This is a genomic window from Olsenella uli, assembly GCF_016899935.1.
GTDB lineage: Bacteria > Actinomycetota > Coriobacteriia > Coriobacteriales > Atopobiaceae > Thermophilibacter > Thermophilibacter uli_B.
The window spans coordinates 1-246 of the sequence record NZ_JACJJK010000093.1; the positions used below are offsets into that span (position 1 = coordinate 1).

Annotated in this window: 1 protein-coding gene; it reads right to left on the reverse strand. The window is 56.9% G+C overall.

The window, feature by feature from the left end; translation table 11 throughout:
• A partial coding sequence (locus H6A07_RS09980) for an ATPase, T2SS/T4P/T4SS family (protein WP_440590001.1) occupies window positions 1–246 on the reverse strand: 246 nt, incomplete at both ends.

Below are 246 nucleotides of genomic sequence, written 5' to 3' on the forward strand. Positions count from 1 at the left end.
CGTCCTTGCGGAAGCGTATCTCGGTCTTGGCCTTGCCCGGATACGGCTCGATATGAATATCGGAAGCACCCTGGTTGTAGGCATCGATGATGATTTTGTTCACCAACTTCACCAACTCGTTGTCAGCCGCCGCCGAAACGTCGTCACCACCCTCAGCCTCGACACCCTCGTCGTCGTCCAGGCTCGACAGCATGTCGCCGATGTCACCGGAGTCAATTTCCTCGGCACCGTAAAACAGGTTCAGGG